This window comes from Amycolatopsis sp. NPDC028719 (assembly GCF_055565395.1).
The window spans coordinates 192,294-210,931 of the sequence record NZ_JBVHUL010000002.1 but is presented as its reverse complement, the minus strand read 5'-3'; the positions used below and the strand labels follow the sequence as shown (position 1 = coordinate 210,931).

The 18,638-nt window shown below is 73.1% G+C and carries 9 protein-coding genes; 3 read left to right on the top strand and 6 right to left on the bottom strand.

The features are described 5' to 3' along the window. Positions 1–43 precede the first annotated feature (43 nt). From ACZ4TR_RS08840 to ACZ4TR_RS08820, 5 genes are read right to left on the bottom strand one after another with little or no spacing between them, the layout of a single operon-like run. On the bottom strand, positions 44–1,213 hold the full coding sequence (locus ACZ4TR_RS08840; protein WP_465286485.1) for a glycosyltransferase: 1,170 nt from the start codon (positions 1,211–1,213) through the stop codon (positions 44–46). Beyond that, positions 1,213–2,019: an alpha/beta fold hydrolase gene (locus ACZ4TR_RS08835; protein WP_465286484.1), complete on the bottom strand. Its 807-nt coding sequence runs from the start codon at positions 2,017–2,019 to the stop codon at positions 1,213–1,215. The genes ACZ4TR_RS08840 and ACZ4TR_RS08835 overlap by 1 nt, the downstream gene beginning before the upstream one ends. Then, a complete protein-coding gene (locus ACZ4TR_RS08830; RefSeq protein WP_465286483.1) occupies positions 2,016–2,321 on the bottom strand; it encodes an acyl carrier protein in 306 nt (101 codons plus the stop codon). Before ACZ4TR_RS08830 ends, ACZ4TR_RS08835 begins: the two co-directional genes overlap by 4 nt. Beyond that, complete coding sequence (locus ACZ4TR_RS08825; RefSeq protein ID WP_465287330.1) at positions 2,318–6,619, bottom strand: beta-ketoacyl synthase N-terminal-like domain-containing protein; 4,302 nt, start codon at positions 6,617–6,619, stop codon at positions 2,318–2,320. Before ACZ4TR_RS08825 ends, ACZ4TR_RS08830 begins: the two co-directional genes overlap by 4 nt. Before the next feature lie 26 nt (positions 6,620–6,645). After that, entirely contained in the window at positions 6,646–13,590 is a 6,945-nt protein-coding gene (locus tag ACZ4TR_RS08820) for an SDR family NAD(P)-dependent oxidoreductase (RefSeq protein WP_465286482.1), read from the bottom strand. An 802-nt stretch (positions 13,591–14,392) separates the two neighbouring features. Between ACZ4TR_RS08820 and ACZ4TR_RS08815 the strand changes: the two genes are divergently transcribed. Both ACZ4TR_RS08815 and ACZ4TR_RS08810 read left to right on the top strand, forming a co-directional pair. Beyond that, positions 14,393–15,502 (top strand): threonine synthase, encoded by a 1,110-nt coding sequence (locus tag ACZ4TR_RS08815; RefSeq protein ID WP_465286481.1) that lies wholly within the window; start codon positions 14,393–14,395, stop codon positions 15,500–15,502. After that, positions 15,499–16,116, top strand: a complete 618-nt coding sequence (locus tag ACZ4TR_RS08810) for a helix-turn-helix transcriptional regulator (RefSeq protein ID WP_465286480.1) — start codon at positions 15,499–15,501, stop codon at positions 16,114–16,116. The genes ACZ4TR_RS08815 and ACZ4TR_RS08810 overlap by 4 nt, the downstream gene beginning before the upstream one ends. A 47-nt stretch (positions 16,117–16,163) precedes the next feature. Here ACZ4TR_RS08810 and ACZ4TR_RS08805 read toward each other — a convergent pair whose 3' ends face one another. Next, complete coding sequence (locus ACZ4TR_RS08805) at positions 16,164–17,555, bottom strand: amino acid permease (RefSeq protein ID WP_465286479.1); 1,392 nt, start codon at positions 17,553–17,555, stop codon at positions 16,164–16,166. Between the two features lie 163 nt (positions 17,556–17,718). Here ACZ4TR_RS08805 and ACZ4TR_RS08800 point away from each other — a divergent pair, with 163 nt between their 5' ends. Next, complete coding sequence (locus ACZ4TR_RS08800) at positions 17,719–18,624, top strand: glutaminase (protein ID WP_465286478.1); 906 nt, start codon at positions 17,719–17,721, stop codon at positions 18,622–18,624. Positions 18,625–18,638 lie beyond the last annotated feature (14 nt).

The window sequence follows — 18,638 nt, the reverse complement described above, 5'->3', positions numbered from 1 at the left end:
CCAGCACGGTAACCGCGTGATTAATCGAAGTAAATTACTGCTTTCACGGCGGCAAATGGGCCAGGTTTTCGAGCGCGAGCTGTTCCAAATGGCCCGCGGCCGCGGTACTTCCGCCCGCCGCGTGGAACGACGTCGCCACCGTCTCGGCCGCCCGCCGGTACGAGGGGTCGGTCAGCACGTCCTCGACGGCCGCGGCGATGCGGTCCGCCCCCGCGCGGCCGAAGCGCAGCCGGATACCCGCGCCCGCGGCCACCACCTGCGCCGCCACGATCGGCTGGTCGTCGCGGATCGGGGCCACCACCAGCGGCAGGCCGTGCCACAGCGCTTCGCACACCGTGTTGTGGCCCGCGTGGCACAGCACCGCGTCCACTCGCGGCAGCAGCGAAAGCTGCGGGACCCGCGGGCGCACCAGGACGTTCGGCGGCACCGCCCCGAGCACCTCGCCGGGGTCGACGACGACGGCCCGCGCGGCCATCCCGGCGAACGCCTCCGCCGCGGTCGCGAGGAAGCTCGCGCCCGCTTCGGTGTTGGCCGTGCCCAGCGACACGAGCACGGTCGGCCGGAGCGGGTCGAGCCACTCCCACGGGAAGTCCGTTGTGGACGGACGCGAACCCAGCGCCGGCCCGACGAGCCGCACCCGCGGCGGGAGCGTCGCCGCGCCCAGCAGTTCGCGGGTGGTGAACGCCAGGACGCCGTGCGGGGAGAACCGCGGGTCCGCCGCGCCGCGGCCATCGGCGATCCGCGCGCGCAGGCCGGCGACCAGCGAACCGACCCACTCGGCGACCTTCGGCATGCCCGCGAGGGGGTCGACCAGCTCGGCCGACGTCGTCGCCGACGTGACCCACGGCAGGCCGCGGGCCTCGGCCAGCAGCCCGCCCGCGAGGGCCTGCTGGTCGGCGACCACCACGTGCGGCGCGAACGCGTCGATCGCCGTGCTCACGCCGGGAGCCATCGCGTCGGCCAGCGGGACGAGGAAGTCCTCCCAGAGGAACCGCAGCGCGGCCGGGCCCTTGAGCCCGGCCGGGCGCGCCGGGGCCCCGGCCGGCAGGCCGCACGAGAAGACCAGTGCGTCCGGCCCGGCCAGCTGCCACAGCAGCTCCTCGTGCCCGGCCCAGGCGACCTCGTGCCCGCGCGCGGCGAGTTCGGCCGCGACGCCGGCGGCCGGGTTGATGTGCCCGACCAGCGGCGGGACGACGAACAGGAACCGGGCCACTACCGCGCCCGCACCGGGACCCGCGAGGTGTCGCGGACCCACTCGAAGATCAGCTCGATCGTCTCGGCCGTCCGCTCGACCAGCACCGAGTGCCCCTGGTCGGGCAGCACGACGCAGCGGCAGACGTCCAGGTGCGTCTCGAAGTGCGGCACCTGCGCGGCGAGACCCGAGTCGCCCCCGAAGATCGCGAAGACCGGGCAGCGCACGGCCGAGAGGTCGGCGGCGATCGTCGCGCTGCGCGGGATGTCCTCGGCGATCGTGGTGGTCTGGAGGATCTTGTTCGCCGCCTTCGACAGCCGCGCGGTGTGCGCGCCGTGGTTGTCCGCGATCCAGCCGATCACCTCGTCGATCGCCAGCCGGGTCTTCGCGTCGGCCAGCCCGTCGGCCATGTGCCGCGTCCACTCCTCCGTCGGCGGTTCGCCTTCGATCACGACGACACTGGCGACCCGGTCCGGCCGGGCGGCGGCCAGCCCGAACGCCACCGACGCGCCGAACGAGTTGCCGACGACGTGCACCGGCCGCGTGATCCCCGACGCGTCGAGGACCGCGACGAGGTCGCCGACGAACTCCTCCAGGTGGTACCCGGACTCCGGGCGCGTCGTGCGGCCGTGCCCGCGCAGGTCGTACATCAGCACGTCGAGCCCGCGCTCGGCGAACGCCGGGCCGAGCGTGAAGTAGTAGCTGGCGAGGCTGTCGGTGAGCAGCCCGTGCACGCACACGACGATCGGCGCGTCCCCGTCGAGCGGGACCTCCGGGGTCAGGCGCTGGACGTGCACGTCCAGCTCGCCCGCACGGATCCGGCTCACGCCGTGGCCCGCAGCGACGCGACGATGTAGCGGACGAGCTCGCCGACGGTCAGCGCGATGATCTCCTCGAGGTCGCGCTCGGCGATGAACGTCGCGAAGTTGACGCGCTCGCCGTAGTGCTCGCGCAGCTGCCCGGACAGGGCCACCAGGTCGACGCTCTCCAGTTCGAGGTCGTCGTGGAACGTCGTCTCCATGGTGATCTCGGCGTCGTCGAGCCCGTACTCCTCCATCAGCTCCTGCAGCATCCCGGCGAGCTGAGCGAGCACGGTGGCTTCGTTCGTGGCCGTGGTCTCGATGCTCATTCCGCGGTCTCCTTCGTCTCTTCGGTCCAGGCGACGACGTAGCGGCGCGGCGGCGCGCCGGGAACACTCTCGATGTCGGCGCAGTGCACGGCGTGGTCGGTCCCGGCGGCGCGGACGGTGAGCGCGTCCGGCGCCGCGGCGACGACTTCGAAGTCCCGGGGTTCGCCGCGCAGGCCGGTGCCGAGCAGCTTCGCCACGGCTTCCTTGGCCGTCCAGAACCGGGCGAACCAGCGTTCCGGATCGCCGGCCAGCCCGGCGAACAGGGCCTGCTCACCGGCGCCCAGCGCGGCGTCCACCGTGGACTCGGCGCGCGGGACGACCTCTTCGACGTCGATGCCGCACCGGCCGTGCCGGGCGATCGCCACGCCGACCTCGCCGCGGTGGGCCAGCGAAACCGTCAGCGGCGGCAGTTCGCGGCCGTACGCCCCCGTCGCGTGGGGACGACCCGCGTCGTCGTTGCCGATGCGCAGCTCGGCCGGGAACATCTCGGGTTCGCCGCCGGCCCAGAGGAACTGGCGGACGGCGTCCTTCGCCGCGATCCGGCCGAGCAGCCACTGGCGCCGCCCGCGCGGCGGCCGCCGGTCGTAGGCGTCGCGTTCGGCACCCGCGAGGTAGTTGCGCATGATCAGCTCGCGGGTGGCCAGGTCCGGCCACTGCTCGTGCACCAGCGCCCAGCCGCCCGGCTGCTCGTGCGACAGCGTCGAACGCTCCGGCGTGCGGTCGGCTTGGCGGATGTGCGGAGTGCTGTCGAAGCGGCGATCGCGCCAGCCGGTGAGCTCGGCCCAGACCTGTCCGTCGTGGACCAGCTGCATGTCGGCGTCGAGGAACTCCTCGGTCAGCGCCGTGATCTTGACCAGGCACTCCAGGCGCTCCCCCGGTGCCGGGTGCGGGCCGTGGAACCGGATCTCGCGCATGCCGACCGGGAAGACGGTGGTGCGTCCGGTCAGCCGGGACATGATCCAGTAGCCGAGCACCTGGCCGACGTTGTCGAGCAGCGCGCCGGGTGCGGCGGGGGTCGTGAGCACGGCCCGGACGTGCCGTTCGCCGACCGCGGTCAGCTCGGCGACGCCCTGGAAGAGAGGTCCGTGGAACATCCAGCGTTCGTCGTAGAGCTGGGCCGCGGTGGTCTCCGGCACCTGCTCCGCCGACGCCGGGAACCGCCACGGCGCGGGTGCGTCCGCCGGATACGCCGGGGCGAGCTCGACGGTGGCCTGGGAGTAGCCGTCGAGGGCCGCGAGCACCCGGTCCGGGCCCTGCGGCCGCACGCGCACGCCGACGGTGACCGCCGGCACCGCCGTGATCCACTGGGACAGCCGGACGTCGTGCACGGCGACCGCGCGGCGGCCAGGCGCGGCCTGTTCGGCGAAGCCCATCAGGTGGTCGATCACCGTGGTGGCCGGCACGACCGGCCAGCGGTCACCGGGATCGGCCCGCGGCGGCTGCTTGAAGAAGCAGTGGTCGAGCAGGTACGGCATCTCCTCGACCGACACGGTCAAGGTCGTGTCCAGCTCCTTCGGCGGCGGCACTTTCCCGTGAAAGCTCCGACCTGGGGCCGCACTTTCACGGGAAAGTGCGGCCTCGGCGCGGCCGGAGAGCACAGTGGACGCGAGGTCGGCGGTGTCGGCCAGCAGGGCGGCGAACTCCGCGGCCAGCGGCCCCTTCCCGGCCAGCTCGTCCACAGTGGACTTCCGGACGGCCGGCAGGGCGATCTTCGCGCGGACCTCGTCGTCCAGGGAGATCAGGTGGCCCCCGAGGTCGAGCTTGACGGCCCGGTGCGGGGCCGGGCGGTCGCCGGGCAACCGCGTGAAATCGATCTCGGCGCCGTCGGCCCAGAGCGCGGTCGCGACCCGGCGCAGCTGGGCCAGGCCGGGCCGGTGCGCGGAGTGCGCCGCCACCACCAGGTGGTCCTCGCCGTGCAGGGTGTCGCCGACCAGCGAGCCGAGCTGGCCCGCGCCGACCTGCACGAACGCCCGGACGCCGGCCGCGTGCATCGCCCGCACCAGCGGCCGGAAGCGGACCGGCTCCAGCAGGTGCCGCACGAACAGCTCGCGGACGTCCGCCTCGGCGGCGGGGTACTCCGACACCGTGGTGGCCGACCAGATCGGCAGCGTCGGCGGGTGCAGCGTGAAGCCGGCGGCCGCCTTCCGGATCGGGTCGAGGTACGGCCGCAGCATCGGCGTGTGGAACCCGGACCGGAACGGCAGCACCTGGGCCACGATCCCGGCGTCCCGGAAGCGCGTCACGAGCGTGCCGACCGCCGCCGCCGGGCCGCAGACCATGGCCTGGTTGGGCGAGTTGTCGTGGGAGAGCACGACGTCGTCGCGGCCGGCCAGCTCTTCGAGGACGCGCGGCGCGGGCGCGCCGATCGCGGCGAAGGCGAGGCCGGGGACGACGAGCGCGTCCGGGTCGAACCCGGCGAGAAACGCGTCGACCTCGGCTTCGGCGTGGATGCCGGCGACGGCCATCGCCGTCCACTCCCCCAGGCTGTGGCCGGCGACGGCGTCCGGGGTGACGCCCAGCCGGCCGAGCGCGGAGTTCAGCAGGCGGCCGAGTTCGAACACCGCGGTGCCTTGGCGGCCGACGTCACCGATTTCGACGTCGTCGTGCTCCCAAGGCAGGCCGAAGTGGCGGGCGACGTCACCGCAGTTGAGCGCGAGTTCCGACTCCAGGCCGGGGAACACGAAGGCCAGCTTGCCGCCGCCCGGCCCGAGCAGCGGGCGGTCGGTGAACCAGACGTCGTTGCGGCCCCGCCAGGCCCGGCCGCGGGCGACCGCCTTGCGGGCCAGGGCCAGCCGCTTCTCCGTCGGGTCGACGATGCCGAGCCGGACGGGTCCGGTGCCGGTCCCGCGTGCTCCGGGGCGGTCGAGCAGGTCCCGCAGCTCGCCGACCGACCGCGCGGCCAGCCGCAGCACCCGCTCGGGCTCGCGGACGACCACCGGCACGGCGCGGCCCGGGGCCTGTTCCAGCACGACGTGGGCGTTGATCCCGCCGAAGCCGAACGCGTTGACCCCGGCCCGGCGCACTTCGGCGTCCCACGGCCGGGCCGTGTCCACCGTGGCGAAGCGGGTCTTCTCGAGCAGCGGGTGCGGATCGTCGCAGTGGAGGGTGGGCAGCAGGACCCCGTGGTGCACGGCCAGCGCCGCCTTGACCAGGCCGGCGATCCCGGCGGCGGGCATCGTGTGCCCGATCATCGACTTGACCGAGCCGAGCACCGCGGCGCCCGCGCTGCCGAAGACCTCCGCCAGGGTCGTGAGTTCGGCCGCGTCGCCGGCCGGGGTCGCGGTGCCGTGCGCTTCGAGGAGCCCGATCGAATCCGGGGCGGCCGGGTCCAGGCCCGCGGCCGCCCACGCCTGGCGCACCGCGCGGACCTGACCGCCGGAATCCGGGCTGGCCAGGCTCGCGGTCCGCCCGTCGGAGGCGACGCCGGTGCCGGTGATCACGGCGTAGACGCGGTCGCCGTCCCGTTCGGCGTCGGCCAGGCGCTTGAGCACGACGACACCGGTGCCTTCGCCGATGAGCACACCGTCGGCGTCGCGGTGGAACGGCCGGATGCGCTCGGACGGCGACAGCGCGCCGAGCTGGGTGAACACGCTCCAGAACGTGATGTCGTGGCAGTGGTGGACGCCGCCGGCGAGGACGACGTCGCAGCGGCCGGTGGCGAGCTCCCGCACGGCGTGGTCGACGGCGATCAGCGAGGACGCGCACGCGGCGTCCACTGTGTACGCCGGGCCGCGCAGGTCGAGGCGGTTGGCCAGCCGCGAGGCGGCCAGGTTCGGCACGAGCCCGATCGCGGACTCCGGGGCCTCCGGCCCGAGCTGGTCGGTGAAGGCCTGCCGGACGGCGTCGAGCCGCTCTTCGCCGAGGTCCGGCAGCAGCTCGCCCAGGGTGCGGACGAGCTGGCTCGCGGTCCGGACGCGCTGGTCGAGCCGGACCAGCCCGGGCGTCAGATAACCGCCGCGGCCGAGGACCACGCCGACTTTGGCCCGGTCCGCGGGCAGGCGGCCGGGACCGCCCGCGTCCGCGACGGCCTGCGCCGCGACCCGCAGCGCGATCAGCTGGTCCGGTTCGGTGGCGGGCACGGAGTTCGGCATGATCCCGAACCCGGTGACGTCCACTTCGGCCAGGTCGTCGACGAACCCGCCGCGCCGGCAGTAGACGCGATCGGCGCGCCGCTCGTCCGGCGCGTAGTGGAGGCTGTCCCACTTCGCCGGCGGCACCTCGGTGATCGCGTCGACGCCGCCGGCGAGGTTGCGCCAGTACGTCGCGAGGTCCGGGGCGCCGGGCAGCAGCACCGACATCCCGACGATCGCCACGCGCATCCCGGTCACCACCCCGAGGCGGTGTGGACGACCGCGGAGACGTCCGGGCGGCCCCAGGCCAGCTCACGCAGCAGGCCGAGAGTGCCCTCTTCCGGATCGATCAGCCCGATGCCGCGACGGGCGTAGTCGCGCATCAGCGCGGGGCTCACCATGCCGTCGTGGTCGCCGGTCGGCGCCCACGGTCCCCAGTGGACGGTCACCGCGCGCCCCGCGGGCCACCGCCGGCCGAGGGTTTCGAGGGCGTCGTTGGCGGCGGCGTAGTCCGACTGGCCGCGGTTGCCGAGGGTGGCGGCGATGCTGCCGAAGAGCACCACGAACTTCGGCTCGTCGGGCAGGTCGGCGGTCGCGTCGAGGAGCGTCCTGGCGCCGTCCACCTTGGTGCCGTAGACGCGGGCGAACGACTCCGGCGTCTTGTCGGCGACGAGCTTGTCCTCGATCACGCCGGCCGCGTAGACGATGCCGTCGAGCCGGCCGTATTCCGCGTGGATCTCCTTGATCGCGCGGTGCACGGCTTCGGCGTCGAGCATGTCGACGGACTGGTAGCGCACCGGGCTGCCGAGGGCTTCGAGCTGCCGGAGGGTGTGCCGGACTTCGCGTTCGCTCTCGATGCGCCGGACGGTCTTCTCGATCTCGGCAGGGCTCTTCAGGCCGGCGGCGATGAGTGCCGTGCGCAGTTCTCCGGCGTCCTTCGCGTGCGGGTGGTCGTCCTCACCGGCGGGGACGGGCGTCCGGCCGAGGAGTTCGAGGCGGCAGCGGGTCGCGCCGGCGAGGGTGGCGGCGAACCGGGCGGTGATGCCCTTGGCGCCGCCGACGAGCAGGACGACGGAGTCGCGGTCCAGTCCGATCGCGGCGGCTTCGGCGGCGCCGTCACCGGCCGGGCCGGCGCCGCTGCTGCCGAGGAGGCCGAGGTCGTGTGCCTGTGGTCGGAGTCCGCGCCTCGCTTGGCCGTCTCGGGTCACGACCGGTTCGCGGTCCACTGCGGACAGCTCGGCGACGAACTCGGCTGGTTGCGCCCCTTCGACGACCCGGGCGAGGGTGTCCGGGTATTCGCGCGAGACGCTGCGGTAGAGGCCGCGGAGGCCTTCGGCGGGTCCGGCGGTGAGCAGCCACCGGGGGTTTTCGGCGAGGGCGGCCTGATACATCGGGAACGCGGCGGGCAGGACGGAGTCGCATTCGGGGAGGTGAAGGTAGCCGTCGAAGCCGGGCCGGACGTCGTCGCCGACTTCGGCTTCGGCGCCGTGGGCGGCCAGTTCCGCGCGGAGGGCTTCGGCTCGCGGCCCGACACCGAGCACGAGGAACCGGCGTCCGGCGATGTCGGGCGTGGTGGCGGGCGGAAGGTCGAACTCGGTCATGAGATACCGCTTCGGCGCGACGATCACCGGCCGCGGCTCAGATAGATCCACCGTGGGCCTGCCCACCACCGGCGGCAGTCCGCCGCCGTTCGCGGCGACCGGGCCGACCGCTGACTCCGTGCCGGAGCCGTTCGCGGAGAGACCGGCCGTCGGCTCTGCCCCCGGAAGGTTCGCCATCAGGCTTGCGCCGACCGCGGGGGAACCGGCGTCGAGCAACTCGGCGATCCCGGCCGCCGTGCGGGCTTTGGCGAGTTCCTCGATTTCGCCGGTGCCCAGGCGAACCGTCAGCTCGCCGGCGATCTCGGCGCGCTTGATCGAGTCGATGCTCAGGTCGGCTTCGAGATCGAGGTCCGGCTCGATCATCTCCACCGGATAACCGGTCCGGGTCCCGATGACCTCGACCACGGTCTCCAGCACCGAGCGCCCCAAGGTGGCCTTCGGTGCGTCCAACGCACCCAAGGCGGCCTTCGGTGCGTCAGACGCACCCAAGGCCACATTGGGGCGCTGCTCACCGATCAACCCGGCGATCGCCGCGGCCGTGCGAGCCTTCGCGAACTCCTCCACGTCACCGCCGGCCAACCCGAGCCGCGAAGCCAGCTCGCCCGCGATCTCCGCCCGCTTGATCGAGTCCACACTCAGGTCGGCTTCCAGATCCAGGTCCGGCTCGATCATCTCCACCGGATAACCCGTCCGCTCCCCGATGACCTCGACCACGGTCTCCAGCACCGAGCGCCCCAATGTGGCCTTCGGTGCGTCTAGCGCACCCAAGGCGGCCTTCGGTGCGTCAGACGCAACCAAGGCCACATTGGGGCGCTCCGGGACCACCAAAGCCGGAGGTGCCTCGCTGCCGAGGAAGCTCAGCAACACGTCACGCTGGGCCGCGATCATCTCGCGGCTCGTCCGCAGGAAGTCGGTGACCATCGCCTCCGCCGTGGAATCCGGCGCGGCAACGGGCAAGCCGAGGGAAACCCGCGAAGCCGGCCGGAGGGCACCTGCCGGGATCGTGCCGTCCGCGGTGCGGAGGAGGTGACCGTCCACCGTCCACCCGGGACGCTTCGGCCGCGGGACCGTCGCCGCGTCGACCGCGTCGCGGCCGCGGAACAGCCAGCCCGTCTCGACCGGGACCCCGGCCGCCGCCAGCTGCGCCAGCGCGCCGAGGAAGCCCGGCAGGCCACGACGGCCCGGCTGCTCGAACCCGACCGTCCGGTGCGGACGGTCACCCAGGATCGCGTCGACCTGCCTGGCCAGGACCACACCCGGCCCGGCCTCGACGAACACCCGCGCCCCGGCCGCGTACATCGCCTCGACCTGCTCGACGAACCGGACCGGCGACCCCACCTGCGCGGCCAGCTCGCCGCGGATCTCCTCCGGCGAGGCCGGGTACGGCGCCGCGGTCCGGTTCCGGTAGACCGGCACCGCGGGCCGCACGACGCCGATCGCGTCGAGGGCCCGTCCGAACGTCTCCCCCGCCGCGGCGACCAACGGGCTGTGGAACGCGCACGCGACCGGAATCCGCTTCGCGCCGAGCCCCGCCGCGCGCAGCTGCGCGACCGCGGCCTCGACGTCGGCGGTCGGGCCGGAGATCACCGTCTGTTCCGGCGAGTTGTGGTTGGCCAGGACCACAGTGGAGCCGGCGAGTACCGAATCCACCACAGCCGCCGAAGCCGCGACCGCGGCCATCGCACCCGGGTCGCCGGCCGGGATGGCATCGAGGATCGCCGCCGCGCGGGCATGGCTCGCGTGCAGCAGCGCCTCGGGGGTGAAGGTGCCCGCCGCGGCCAGCGCCGTCAGCTCGCCGTAGCTGTGCCCGCCGAGCATCGCCGGCCGCACGCCCGCGCGGGTCAGCAGGCGGAACGCGGCCAGCCCCGCGAGCCCGAGCGCGGGCTGGGCGACGCGGGTGTCGGTGACGCGGCCGGCCAGGTCCTGCCGCGCCCGCTCGCCGAACACCGCCGGGCCGAACACGACGTCGGCGGTCGTCGGGTCCAGGCGGAGGTACCGCTGCAGCTCCGGGAAGGCGACGAACAGCTCGGCGAACATGCCCGGCCGCTGGCTGCCCTGGCCCGGGAACAGCACCGCGACCTCGCCGGGCTCACCGTCCCCGGCCCGGTACAGGCCGGGCGCGTCCTGGCCTGCGAGCGCCTGCCGCAGCAGTCCACTCAGTTCGTCCACAGTGGACGCGACGATCGCGAGCGTGATCGGCCGGCCCTGCGCGCGCAGCGACGCCGAAAGCGCGAGATCCCGCAGCCGCCACGGCTGCCGCCCCGCCGGGACGTCCGAGGCCAGCGAAAGCAGGTCGCGGACAGCCACGTCCGTCGTGAAGAGGAACAGCTCGGCCGGCCACTCGTCGGCGGAGAGAGCGGGCGGGACGCTGTCGTGCGCACCGAGCACGACGTGGAAGTTGGTCCCGCCGAAGCCGAACGCGCTGACGCCGGCGATCCGCTCGGCCGCCGGCGCGGCCCACGGCTGCGCCGCCGTCTGGAACACGAACGGGCTGGTCGACGCGTCCCACGCTTCGTTCGGCGCCGAAAGGTGCAGCGTCGGCGGTTTGACGCCGGTGTGCAGGGCCAGCGCGGTCTTGATCAGCCCGGCCAGGCCCGCGGCGCACTTGGTGTGCCCGATCTGGGACTTCACCGAGCCGATCGTGCACCCGCCCGGCGCGGCGCCGGCCTCGGTGAACACCTTGGTCAGGGTGCCCAGCTCGGTCCGGTCGCCGACGACGGTCCCGGTGCCGTGCGCCTCGACGAGCCCCACCCGGGCGGGCGAGACACCGGCGTTGCGGTAGGCACGGGCCAGCGCGGTGTGCTGCCCCTCGGGCCGGGGCGCGGTCAACCCCAGCGCCCGGCCGTCGGAAGCCGCTCCGACGCCCTTGATCACGGCGTAGACGCGGTCGCCGTCCCGTTCGGCGTCGGCCAGCCGCTTCAGCGCGACGCAGGCGACACCTTCGCCCAGCGCGATGCCGTCGGCCGCGCTGTCGAACGTAGCCGAGCGGCCGGTCGGCGAGAGCGCGTGCGCCGAGGCGAACAGGAGGTAGTCGTTGATGCCGTTGTGCAGGTCCGCGCCCCCGCACAACACCAGATCACTCGTGCCGGCCGTCAGCTCCTTGCAGGCGACGTCGACCGCGGTCAGCGACGACGCGCACGCGGCGTCCACGGTGTAGTTGGCGCCGCCGAGGTCGAGCCGGTTGGCGATCCGCCCGGCGATGACGTTCGCCAGGACGCCCGGGAAGGAGTCCTCGGTGATCCGCGGCAGCCGGTCGTCCAGTTCGGACGGCAGTTCGCCCGCATAGGACGGCAGCACGGTCCGCAGGCTCATCGCGTTCGACAGGTCGCTGCCCGCCTCGGCGCCGAACACGACCGACGTCCGGGTCCGGTCGAACGCGCGGTCTTCGTAACCGGCGTCCACGAGCGCGCGGTGCGCCGCTTCCAGCGCCAGCAGCTGCACCGGTTCGATGCTGGCCAGCGACGACGGCGGGATGCCGTACTTCAGCGGGTCGAAGCCGATTTCGGGCAGGAACCCGCCCCAGCGCGACGGCGTCTTCTCGCCTTGGCCGTCGGGGTCGTAGTACAGAGAGGTGTCCCAGCGCTGCGGCGGCACCTCGGTGACGGCGTCGGCGCCGGCCAGGACGTTCGCCCAGAAGGTGGCCAGGTCGGGCGCCTGCGGGAACATGCAGGCCATCCCGACGATGGCGATCTCCAGGGGCTCGGGCGCCGGGGGTTCCGGCGTCGCGATCCCGAAGGCGGCGGCCCGGTCGCGCAGGACGGCGTTCGCGCCTTCCCCGACCGCGTGGTGCAGGTCGGCGATCGTGGTGACGGCCGAGCGCAGCACGGCGACCTGGCCCGCCATGAACATGCCTTCGGCGAGCTGCCGGTCCTCGCCGACGTCGCGCAGTTCGGCGCCGACGCGCTCGATTCCCTTGCTGGCCAGGCGAAGCCGCCCGACGTTGAGCTGTTCCAGCCGCTCCCAGGCGTCGCGGCTCGGCACGCCCTGCTCGGCGAGCCCGGCCTTGATCGCCGCGTACTCCTCGGTGAACGGGCTGCGGACGCACCGCGTCGCGTGACCGGGCGCCGTCTCGAGGAGGTCGGTGTGCTCGGCACCGAGCAGGCTCCGCTGGAACAGCGGGAGCACGGCGCCGGCGTCGACGGCCTCGCGCGTGAAGAGGTAGGCGGTGCCCATCAGCACGCCGATCGCGGCACCGCGCGCGGCGAGCGGCGCGGCGAGCGCGGCCACCATCGCGGCCGACCGCTCGTCGTGGATCCCGCCCGCGAACAGCAGCTGCAGGCCCGCGACCGCGTCCGGAGTGGACGCGAGGAAGTCGGTGACGACGCCGAGCTGCGCTTCCCACAACGGGAAACTGGTGCGGGGCCCGACATGGCCGCCGCACTCCGAGCCTTCGAAGACGAACTTGCGGGCGCCGGCTTCGAGGAACTGCTTGAGCAGTCCCGGCGACGGCACGTGGAGGAAGGTGGCGATGCCCGCGTCCTCGAGCGCCGCAGCCTGCGCGGGCCGGCCGCCGGCGATGATCGCGTGCGTCGGCCGCAGCTCGCGGATCACCTCGAGCTGCGCCGCCTTGACGTCTTCGGCGGCGAACCCGAGGACACCGACGCCCCAGGGCGCGTCGCCGACGGCTTCGCGGGTCCGTTCCAGCACGTTGCGGGTCTGCTCGCGGCCGGACAGGGCCAGCGCGATGAACGGCAGCGCGCCGGCCGCGGCGACTTCGGCGGCGAACGCGGGCTGGTCGCTGACCCGGGTCATCGGTCCCTGCGCGATCGGCAGCGCCGTGCCGAGCGCGCGGCTGCCCGCGCTGCCGGGCCCCAGCACCGGGATTTCGGCGCGCAGAGCGTCACCGATCGCGTCGGCCAGGCCGCGCACGGCCGCCGTCACCGTGCCCCACCGGTCGCGGAAGCGGGTGGCGAGGAAGACGTCTTGGCCGGCCTCGACCGGCTCGAACCCGTGCCTGGCCAGGCGGCGGACGCCGTCGGCGACCGTCGTTTCGGAACCGTCCAGCCCGGTGAGCGCGCGGGTGGGCGCCGAGGGCAGTTCGGCCTCCGGCAGCAGGGCGAGCTGGGTGTCGACGACCACGCCGGCCGCGCCGCCCGCGACGGCGGCGGCCGCGGTGTGCGGGCCGATCCCGCCCGCGGCCCACACCGGGACGTCGAGGGTCTGGTCGGCGAGCAGGGCCTGGAGCAGCACGAACGTGCTCAGCTCCCCCGTGCGGCCGCCGCATTCATGCCCGCGGGCGATCAGGCCGTGGGCACCGGCGGCGACGGCCCGCGCCGCCGACGCCCGGCTGGTGACCTCCGCCAGCACCCGGCGGCCGGGGAAGTCTGCCGCAGTGCACGGAGAATCCTCGGTCAGCAGGACGGTCGTCGCGGCTTCGGGCAGGTCGGCGACCGGCCCGGTCAGCCGGACGCCGTAAGCCGGGACGTTCCACTCGCCCAGCAGCGCGAGCTCGTCGGAGGCGGCTCCCCCGGTGAGGTCGAGGACGCCGAGCCCGCCCCCGCGCACGGCGGCTGCGACTCCGCGCGCCGACGGCCACCGCACAGGGGACACGGCGACGATCAGGTCAGCCGATCCACGGTCGGCTTTCGAGACACGCATGGGTACTCCCGCGACGCACGAAAGGGTGATGGACGACAACGGGGAGTACTTAAGCGGGTTCGCACCGCTGCCGTCAACAACCCACCGCGATTTAGTCGTTCCGGTTCATAAAATTCGGGATGGACCAGCCGTGAGACGCAAGAATTTAACGTCGCCGTCACGTTCCGCCCGCCGGGAAGACGCACCGGATAGGCCCGGCGCGGCGATCCCGCCGGCCGCACCGGCCCGGACCTGCGGCCCGCCTGGCACACACCACCAGATGGGGCAAGCGTTCTCACCCGGCGGACGCAGTGTGACTGACCACACCGGACCACGCCGTTCGGCGGTCCCGCCCCTTTTCGCGCGCGCAGCAAAGCGCCGTGGCGGCAAAACCGGCCACGACTTCCGGACCGTCCCCCAACGCGGAACGCGCGGAATTCGGTATTGTGCGGCGGCGGTTATCCCGGCAGTTTTACCCACAGCCGAAAGTAGTGTCCGGCACCCGCCCGATTCACCCGCCGGAACCGACGGATCCACTGTGGATTCCCGGGAGTTCCGGGTTTCTCGTGCTCACACGACCCACCGCGCACCGAACCCGGAACGCCCACACCGGGCGAGACCGCCCGCGACGAGGACGACTGCGGGTATTCGGCCGGACACCATCGGTACCTCCACTCTTGCACGACACGGCACGTCGACAAGAATTTTCCACTCTCCGGTGACAGATTTTCCTTAGAAGAAGCTGAAAGCGTTTCGCGTACCAGTCGGTAACCTTGGACATATCGTCTATAGTTGACTTATCTGTCCAATCCTGGAGGTGGTCGTGGAGTACTGGTACGCCGACGAGCGGTCGGGCACGCGCTACCCGGGTGACCCGCTGCGATGGCGCGGCGACGACGGCGCGCCCCTGACCGTCGCCCCACTGGCCGGGCTCGCTCCCGGCGACGTCGACACCGGCGTCCGGTCACTCTGGCGGTATCGCGCCGCCCTGCCCGGTGACCTGCGCCCGGTCTCGCTCGGCGAAGGCTGCACGCCGCTGGTCCCCCGGCCGTGGGGCGACGGCGACGTCCGGTTCAAGCTCGAGTGGTTCAGCCCGACCGGCAGCTTCAAGGACCGCGGGTCCAGCGTGATGATCTCCGCGCTGGCTGGCGCCGGGGTCAAGGAACTGCTGGAGGACAGCTCCGGCAACGGCGGCTCGTCGGTCGCGGCCTACAGCGCGGCCGCTGGGATCGCGGCCACCATCCTCGCTCCCGAAGGGACATCGGCGGCGAAGGTCCTGCAGGCCCGCGCGTACGGCGCGCAGGTCGAGCTCGTGCCCGGCACGCGTGACGACACCGCCGCCGAGGCCGTCCGCCGCTCCTCCGGCACGACCTACGCCAGCCACAACTGGCACCCCTTCTTCCTGCAGGGCACCAAGACGCTGGCCTACGAACTCTGGGAGGACCTCGGCTTCCGCGCGCCGGACGCCGTGGTCACGGTGGCCGGCGCCGGGAGCATCGTGCTGGGCTGCGACCTCGGGTTCGGCGAGCTCCTGGCCGCCGGGTCGATCACCCGCCGGCCGCGCCTGCTGGTCGCCCAGCCGCGCAACTGCTCGCCCATCGACGCAGCCGTCCACGACCGGCGGCCCCCCGAGTTCGCGCCCACCGTCGCCGAGGGAACCGCCATCCGGCATCCGGTCCGGCTTCGCGAGGTCGTCGCCGCCATTCGCCGATCCGGTGGCGACACGGCCGCTCTCTCCGAAGACGCCATCGCCGCGGCCGCCCGCCGGCTGGCCTCGCTCGGCCTCTACGCGGAGCCGACCAGCGCGACCGCCGCCGCGGCGATCGACATCTTTCGGGAGCGCGGGGCGATCCGGCCCGGCGAGACCACCGTCGTCGTCCTCACCGGCTCCGGGCTGAAGGCGCCCGACAAGCTGCGGGAACTGCTCGGATGACCGAAGACGAGCTCCTGCTGCGCGAGGCCGAGAAGATCGCGCAGGCCGTCGCCCGGATGTTCCCCGGGCTGTGCGAGGTCGTGCTGCACGACCTGCGCGACCCGGCCCACGCCGTCCGCGCGATCGAAGGCGGGCTGTCCGGGCGCGCCGTCGGCGACCCGGCGACCGAGCTGGGCCTGGCCCGGATCGCCGATCCCGGGTTCCCGGACGTGCTGCAGAACTACCCGAACCGCTTCCCCGACGGCCGGCCCGCGAAGAGCACCTCGATCGGCCTCCGCAATTCGAGCGGTGAGTACGTGGCGGCGCTGTGCCTCAACCTCGACGTCTCTCTGCTCGGCTCCGCCGCCCGCGCGCTCACCCGGCTCGCCCGCGCCGACGAACCGGCGCCGCTGACCGAGTCGCTGCGCGCCCGCACGGCCGACGAGCTGCGCGCGCTGGTCGAGGACTACGCGACCGAGCGCGGCCACACTCCGCGCAGCCTGCCGGCCACCGGGAAGAAGGACCTGGTGCGGACGTTGAAGGAGCGCGGGTTCCTGGAGGTGAAGAACGCGGTCCCGGCGCTGACCGACCTGCTCGGGATTTCGCGGGCCAGCGTCTACAACTACCTGCGCTGAGACGAACGGCCTCCCCGGGAGTTCGGGGAGGCCGTTCCACCCGGCCGCTACTCGACCGGGGCGCTTTCTCGCCGCTTCGAGAGCACGCGCCAGCCCACCGCGAGGACGACGACCAGCACCGGGATCGAGTAGAACGCGACCTTCTCGGCACCGTCCGAGAAGCCCATCAGCACGACCACCAGGGCCAGGAACGCCAGCGTCGCCCAGCCCGAGTAGGGCGCCCACGGCATCCGGTACGACGGGCGCTCCAGCTCGCCGCGCAGGGCGGCCTGGCGCAGGCGCATCTGGCAGAAGACGAGCGTCGCCCAGGTCGTGATCACGCCGAGGGAGGCGATCGCGATGGCGATGTCGAACGCGTCCTTGGGCACCAGGTAGTTGAGCACCACGCCGAGCAGGTAGGCGATCGAGGTGAACAGGATGCCGCCGTAGGGCACGTGCCGGCTGCTCATCCGGCTGACGAACGACGGCGCCTCCCCCTTCTCGGCCAGTGAGCGCAGGATCCGGCCCGTGGAGTAGAGGCCGGAGTTGACGCTGGACAGCGCCGCGGTCAGCACGACCGCGTTCATCACGTCACCGATGCCCGGAATGCCGAGCCGGCTGAACACCGTCACGAACGGGCTCTCGTCGCCGTTGTAGAAGGGCCACGGCAGCAGCATCGCCAGCATCAGCACCGAGCCCACGTAGAACACGCCGATCCGCCACACGACGCCGTTGATCGCCTTCGGCAGCACCTTGCGGGCGTCCTTCGTCTCGCCGGCCGCGATGCCGACGACCTCGATGGCCGAGTAGGCGAAGATGACCGCCTGCAGCGTCATCAGCGCGATGCCGATGCCCGCCGGGAAGAATCCACTGTGGCCGGTCAGGTTGTGCACGCCGGCGGGCGTGCCGCCGATGTCGGCGCTGGTGAACACCAGGCCGAGCGCGGTGACCAGGAAGACGACGATGGCCAGCACCTTGACGACCGAGAACCAGAACTCCAGCTCACCGAACAGCTTGACGCTCAAGAGGTTCACCGCGAGCAGCACGCCGAGGGCGACCAGCGCGGTGATCCACTGCGGGACGTCCGGCAGCCACTTGTGGACGTAGATCGCGACCGCGGTGATCTCCGCGATCCCGGTCATCGCCCAGTTCACCCAGTACATCCAGCCCGAAGCGAAGCCGGCCCACGGGCCGATGAACTTCCGCGCGTAGGTGACGAAGCTGCCGGAGCTCGGCTCGTGCAGGACGAGCTCGCCGAGCGCGCGCATCACGAAGTAGGCGGCCACCCCGCAGAGCGCGTAGGAGAGGACCAGCGACGGGCCGACCTGGTGGAGCTTGCCGCCGGCGCCGAGGAACAGCCCGACGCCGATCGCGCCGCCGATGGCGATCATCTGCACTTGGCGGTTGCCCAGTGCTTTCGAGTAGCTTTCACCTTTTTCGGTGAGCAGCGAGGAATCCATGGTTGCCAGACGTTAAAGCGTGTGCGGCAGGTCACCAAGCGGGCTAAGGAAGACTTAAGGTGTGCCGGAGATCACCGCGGACTTTCCCCCCGTTTCGATTTGACAGGACCGATTCGACAGGGGTGCCGCGCGCCCGGCCGGACGCGGCTTCTACGCTACGGCCGTGGACCTCGCGGCGCTGCTGGACCGGATCGCCGATGACGTCGCGCCCGAGGTCGGCCGCGGCGCCGTCGCGGACTACATTCCCGCGCTGGCCCGGATCGAGCCGCGCCGGTTCGGCATGGCAGTGGCCGAAGTGGACGGTGCGCTGCACGGCGTCGGCGACTTCGAGCGGCCGTTCTCGGTGCAGAGCATGTCCAAGGTGTTCACGCTGGCGCTGGTGCTCTCCCGCGGCGACGGCGTGTGGGCGCGCGTCGGGCGCGAGCCGTCGGGCGACCCGTTCAACTCACTGGTGCAGCTGGAACACGAGGACGGCATCCCGCGCAACCCGTTCATCAACGCGGGCGCGCTCGTGGTGACCGACGAACTCGCCCGCCACGGCGACGCGGTCGACGCGCTGCTGACGTTCCTCCGCGAAGAGAGCGGCCGGCCGGACATCGGCGTCGACCCCGAGGTGGCCGCGTCGGAGGCGGGTCATGCCGACCGCAACCGCGCTCTCGCGTACTTCATGGCGTCCTACGGCAACATGCGCCACCCGGTGCCGGCGGTGCTCGACCAGTACGTCCGCCAGTGCTCGATCGCGATGAGCTGCGCGGACGTCGCGCGGTCGGCGCTCTTCCTGGCCCGCCACGGCATCCGCAACGACGGCACCCGGCTGCTCGAGCCGACCGCGGCGAAGCGGATCAACGCGGTGATGCTGACGTGCGGCACGTACGACGCGGCGGGCGAGTTCGCCTACCGCGTCGGCCTGCCGGGCAAGAGCGGCGTCGGCGGCGGCATCGTCGCGGTGGTCCCGGGCCGGTGCGCGGTGTGCGTGTGGAGCCCGGGTTTGGACGCGCGCGGGAACTCCGTGGCGGGCGTGTCGGCGCTGGACCGCTTCACGACGCTCACCGGCTGGTCGATCTTCTGAGGCGCCTGCCCCGG